We start from the raw sequence: 4,894 nt of genomic DNA, 5'->3' as shown, positions 1-4,894 counted from the left end.
GGTCACCGTCCATTCCAGCGGAATGTCGTGTACCAAATAAAACTAAATAAATCATAACAATAGTCCACATCTAAAACTAGGTGTGGATTATTTGACGTTTACGCACATAGTGCTGTATAGTGTCAACATTTTTGTGACCACGTAATCTGGTGGAAATTGCATTGGCAGCACCTGCGTGTTTGTCCATATTTCTTGCTGTGACATAACTATATGTCAATAAAGATTTAGTTGTCTTTTTAAAAGAAAATGAAGGCACATCTCCTTCAAACATGTAATTAAAATAATTCACGTCTTTTGAAGGTTTTATATAGTTAGGGAATAGTGTGTCTGTATCATAATCCCTTTCTCTTCTAAACAACTCCAACAACGATATTGCTGTTGCAAATGTTATAGTCATGTCAGTAGGAACAAATAACTCGTTTAATGCATTGGTTTTATTTATGATGAAACGGTTATTTTTCTGTAAGTCGTTAATCAACCTTATGCTTTTCTCGGGTGGCAATATATTTTTCTTAAACCAGTTGAAACTTAAATGTTGAGTATTAAGTATGTTTAGGTTTGGGCTTGGCATTTTAATAATGTCTGGAAATCTCCATGCATTACTAAATGTCATTATTAGTAAAAACCAATCTTGACAATAGGTTTGACTGTTAATGGCTTTTTCAAGATGTCTATTTATATCATTCACTTGTCGATACATATAGTAAAATTCTTCTCTAGAATATGTTTCAATTTTGTTTTTTTGGTATACTCTAGTCCTAACTACTGGGACAGTGGAGTAATTGGTTTCCGTTTTTGTCATAATGAATTTCAAAAACTTTCCCAACACTTCCTTGTACTTTTTCAGTAACGATTCATTTAAAAATAGCATTTCAAGTTCCTTATTGCTGTACAGATATATCTCTTTTGTTAGTAAGGGTTTAATGTTCATATACGTCTTAGACAAACTTGTAACATAATTGTACACATATAGAGTTCTTGTATTGGCAATGTAGTCACTAACAAAGTCGTAATACAGATTGTGAGTAGCTGGAAAGTCATCTTTAAAACTGTAATTCCTTAGCATATTGTTAAAACGATCAATTGGCTCTTTTTCCTCACTGAAATCAGAAAGAGAGTTTCTATCGCCAAATACTACTTTTTTGGAGTATAAATCTTGTAAAATAGGATAGTCGTTAATATGGACATAAGTATGGGAGTTAGAACTATCTGTAGTTGAGAAGTCTGCTGAATTAGGTAATTGTTTATATTTAATAAGATGCTTAACGTACCACTTAGGACAACCTAATTCTTTAACTACTTTCATATACAGGATGTAGTCTTTGTTATGCATTACATTATTCAAGGTTAACGCTGTTCCGTTTAATGTTGTAAAAGTTCTTTCATTATTTATAGGTTTAACGGAGGCAATTTCCTCCTCAATTTTATCTCTACGATATTTTATTTTATTAACCAAACCTGACATAGAGATTCTAGTATCTTTGTTTTTCTTCAGGATATGTTGAATTTGGCTAATAGTTAATATGGACCCAAACTGCTCTTCTAATTCTTTAGAACTTACATATTCAGGTGAGTCTTTCAACAGGTAATGGTAGTTTTCATGTTTTGTAATATAATTCAGGACACTCTCTCTATCCCAGTAATAGTTATTTTTTTCTTTAGTGACCCTAATTAAATTTACAGGTTTTAAATAATCAATTACCGTTTTAGTTGATATGCCTAATAAATTACTAACTTCCATAGTACCTAAAGGTCTATTTCCGTTTTCTAATTCTTTTATTTTCAAATAAAGTTGTTCCTGTGTCCAAATCATGTATAACGCCCCTTATTCATATTCCCAAGCATTTTCATACATTTTATTTAACACTTCATTAACTCCATTCAAGAAGGTTTCACTTTGCTCCATATAAGATAAAGAAGACTCAATATTGCTATCTCCCCGTGCAATTGCCACATCTAGTGGATTACCAGTGCTTTCTGCGATCCAATTGGAAAAAGTGCCACGTCCAATATGAGTACTCCACCTTCTATTGCTTAAATAAAGCCCGTAACTACTTGCCTCTAGATTATCGCTTTGCAATAACTTTTCTATGAATATCTTTTTCAATCTATTAAATTGTTGTTGATATGTGCGTCCACTCATAGGAAAACCATTTTTATCCACAAATAAAGCATCCTGACCAGTTATATCGTCATATGTCTTTGAGTGCTGCTCATATATTAAAGGTAGTAATCTATTAGCAAACACCACCTGTATTCTTGGTTTTTTAACCCCGTCTGTTCCGTCGAAATCCTTCAAGTCAGTTCTCAAATTCCTCTCTCGGATATCAAGTTCTAATCCAAATTCACCATATGAACCTTTTGACTTTACACTACTTCTGGTTAGGTTTACACAATCACCCCTCCTAAGCCCCCCAAAAAATTGAAGGTACACACCTAGTGCTATTGGGGTTGTGTGTTTTATTGCCAATCTGATAAAACTAATTATGTAGTTTAAATTCAATTCATGTACTAACGCTGTTTGTCTGGGATTAGGTCTCCTGTATAACTGGAAGAAGGAGCTACTCTTATTACTAAGTCTATCATTGTATTCTTGAACAGTTTCTTTATTATTAATAATTCCGTTCCTAATAAGAAATCCCATAAACTCTTTAAGTGTAAGTTGATTGTTTAATATAGTAGATTTTGATTTCCCTTCTGAAACTAACCAGTTGATATAGTACTCCACTTTATTAAAGCTAAGTGTAGATAATCTTGCTTCAAGTTCTCTAAAAGTTAAATGGTTTTCAACAAACCAATTCAGAAACCTAACTATTATTTGCCCCTTGGTTTTTAATGTGTTGTATTTAGAGCCTTTCTTTTCATATAAGAAGTTAGAAACAGGGTGTACTTTATACAAGTCCATATCGTTAATAATTACTATATGACATTGCTTTACTTCCTGTTTTTTCCTTAAAGTGGTAATGGAAGACCTAAGACCAAATCTAGTATGTATCACAGACACCCCCAATAAATATCCAACTATATGAATAATAAGAATTATATCAAAGCATCTTCATTAAAACCATGAAAAAGAGAAGATATCTTGTCGAAACATTGAGTAATTAATATATATAAACAATAAAAACCAAAAATACGATTAAAACCAAAACACATCATATATTTGCCATTACCATCTTCATATTGAAGGGAAGGGGTACAAGCACCGAGATAAAGATTTTAAAGAATTACTAAAAAAGACAGGATCTCCCCGTTATTGCAAACCGCTGCCCTCAGAAATCAATTCATATAAATATATTTATAAGTGTGGAAAGTGTGGGAACGAATATAAAAGAAAACGGAAAGTCGATACAAAAAAGTATGTGTGCGGAAAATGTAAGGGTAAATTAACCGCTATATAATGAAGGGGAAAATATTATAAATGAAATGTAAAATTTCCGTTGACTAAATAATAAAATCATGTTAAATTATATTAGCTGACGATTTTGCTTGTCCGACGCATTGAAGAATTTTGAAAAACGTTGTTGACAATTGTTGAGAAATGGGTTATGATATTTTTCGTTGACAAAAAAACATTCCACAGTAGCTCAGTGGTAGAGCAATCGGCTGTTAACCGATCGGTCGTAGGTTCGAATCCTACCTGTGGAGCCATAGGGAGAAGTACTCAAGAGGCTGAAGAGGCGCCCCTGCTAAGGGTGTAGGTCGGTTATACCGGCGCGAGGGTTCAAATCCCTCCTTCTCCGCCATTTTCTAAATGGCCCGTTGGTCAAGCGGTTAAGACACCGCCCTTTCACGGCGGTAACACGGGTTCGAATCCCGTACGGGTCATTCCTTTTTCAAAACGATTCACAAATGGTAAATAGGTCCGGTAGTTCAGTTGGTTAGAATGCCTGCCTGTCACGCAGGAGGTCGCGGGTTCGAGTCCCGTCCGGACCGCCATTGATGATTGGGCTATAGCCAAGCGGTAAGGCAACGGGTTTTGGTCCCGTCATTCCTAGGTTCGAATCCTAGTAGCCCAGCCATTTTTATTTCTCTTGTTTTTAAGTTGATGTTACTTATAGAAAATGATGAAGTATTGACTATACTATTTCAAATAGTATTTTTTGTTTCTTAACAACTTCTATTAATTGCAATTCATTCACGCGGTTGTGGCGGAATGGCAGACGCGCTAGGTTGAGGGCCTAGTGGGAGTTAATCCCGTGGAGGTTCAAGTCCTCTCAACCGCACTTTAATTTCTATTAAAATATTATTTGCGCCCGTAGCTCAATTGGATAGAGCGTTTGACTACGGATCAAAAGGTTAGGGGTTCGACTCCTCTCGGGCGCGTTTGTTGTTCGGGAAGTAGCTCAGCTTGGTAGAGCACTTGGTTTGGGACCAAGGGGCCGCAGGTTCAAATCCTGTCTTCCCGACCATTTATAAGTTTGCGGGTGTAGTTTAGTGGTAAAACCTCAGCCTTCCAAGCTGATGATGAGGGTTCGATTCCCTTCACCCGCTCCATTTTATTTATGGGCCTGTAGCTCAGCTGGTTAGAGCGCACGCCTGATAAGCGTGAGGTCGGTGGTTCGAGTCCACTCAGGCCCACTTCACTTCTTTTCGCTGATTAAATAACTTTTTTTAAAAAAGTGTTGACTCATAACGATAAAGGTGATATGATTTAAAAGTTGCTCCTTAATGAGGACAACGAAAACATTTGCTCTTTGAAAACTGAACAAAACAACCAGTATGTCAAGCAAGGTCACGTGAGTGACCAAGCATAAACTTAATAAGAAAACCCCGTTTTCTTATTAAATAACAGCTAAGTTTTTTCAAACACTTTTATGGAGAGTTTGATCTTGGCTCAGGACGAACGCTGGCGGCGTGCCTAATACATGCAAGTCGAGCGCGGGAAGCAGAC

3 protein-coding genes, 10 tRNA genes and 1 rRNA gene are annotated in these 4,894 nt (G+C 35.9%); 12 read left to right on the top strand and 2 right to left on the bottom strand.

All coding sequences use genetic code 11. From position 1 onward, the window contains the following. Positions 1-76: 76 nt before the first annotated feature. Together ACFSBH_RS12685 and ACFSBH_RS12680 are read right to left on the bottom strand one after the other, a co-directional pair. Positions 77-1,813 (bottom strand): hypothetical protein, encoded by a 1,737-nt coding sequence (locus ACFSBH_RS12685; protein WP_379597827.1) that lies wholly within the window; start codon positions 1,811-1,813, stop codon positions 77-79. Positions 1,814-1,825: 12 nt separating this feature from the next. After that, positions 1,826-2,998 (bottom strand): site-specific integrase, encoded by a 1,173-nt coding sequence (locus tag ACFSBH_RS12680; RefSeq protein WP_251517706.1) that lies wholly within the window; start codon positions 2,996-2,998, stop codon positions 1,826-1,828. 163 nt (positions 2,999-3,161) lie between these two features. Here ACFSBH_RS12680 and ACFSBH_RS12675 point away from each other — a divergent pair, with 163 nt between their 5' ends. The 12 genes from ACFSBH_RS12675 to ACFSBH_RS12620 all read left to right on the top strand — a co-directional run. Next, entirely contained in the window at positions 3,162-3,401 is a 240-nt protein-coding gene (locus ACFSBH_RS12675) for a zinc ribbon domain-containing protein (protein WP_379597829.1), read from the top strand. 175 nt (positions 3,402-3,576) lie between these two features. After that, positions 3,577-3,651: transfer RNA gene (locus ACFSBH_RS12670), tRNA-Asn, on the top strand. Positions 3,652-3,654: 3 nt separating this feature from the next. After that, positions 3,655-3,746 (top strand) — tRNA-Ser (locus ACFSBH_RS12665). 10 nt (positions 3,747-3,756) lie between these two features. Beyond that, positions 3,757-3,828 (top strand) — tRNA-Glu (locus ACFSBH_RS12660). Between the two features lie 34 nt (positions 3,829-3,862). Then, positions 3,863-3,939: transfer RNA gene (locus ACFSBH_RS12655), tRNA-Asp, on the top strand. Positions 3,940-3,947: 8 nt separating this feature from the next. Then, positions 3,948-4,022 (top strand) — tRNA-Gln (locus ACFSBH_RS12650). Between the two features lie 120 nt (positions 4,023-4,142). Continuing rightward, positions 4,143-4,226, top strand: a tRNA-Leu gene (locus tag ACFSBH_RS12645). 26 nt (positions 4,227-4,252) lie between these two features. Next, positions 4,253-4,326: transfer RNA gene (locus ACFSBH_RS12640), tRNA-Arg, on the top strand. Positions 4,327-4,335: 9 nt separating this feature from the next. After that, a tRNA-Pro gene (locus ACFSBH_RS12635) sits at positions 4,336-4,412 on the top strand. 11 nt (positions 4,413-4,423) lie between these two features. After that, a tRNA-Gly gene (locus ACFSBH_RS12630) sits at positions 4,424-4,497 on the top strand. A gap of 10 nt (positions 4,498-4,507) precedes the next feature. Next, a tRNA-Ile gene (locus ACFSBH_RS12625) sits at positions 4,508-4,581 on the top strand. Positions 4,582-4,814: 233 nt separating this feature from the next. Beyond that, positions 4,815-4,894 (top strand): 16S ribosomal RNA (locus ACFSBH_RS12620); the annotation flags it as partial.

The organism is Oceanobacillus luteolus (assembly GCF_042678205.1).
Taxonomy (GTDB): Bacteria; Bacillota; Bacilli; order Bacillales; family Amphibacillaceae; genus Oceanobacillus; species Oceanobacillus luteolus.
The sequence above is the reverse complement of the archived record's forward strand: the minus strand, read 5'-3'. Positions and strand labels throughout refer to the sequence as shown.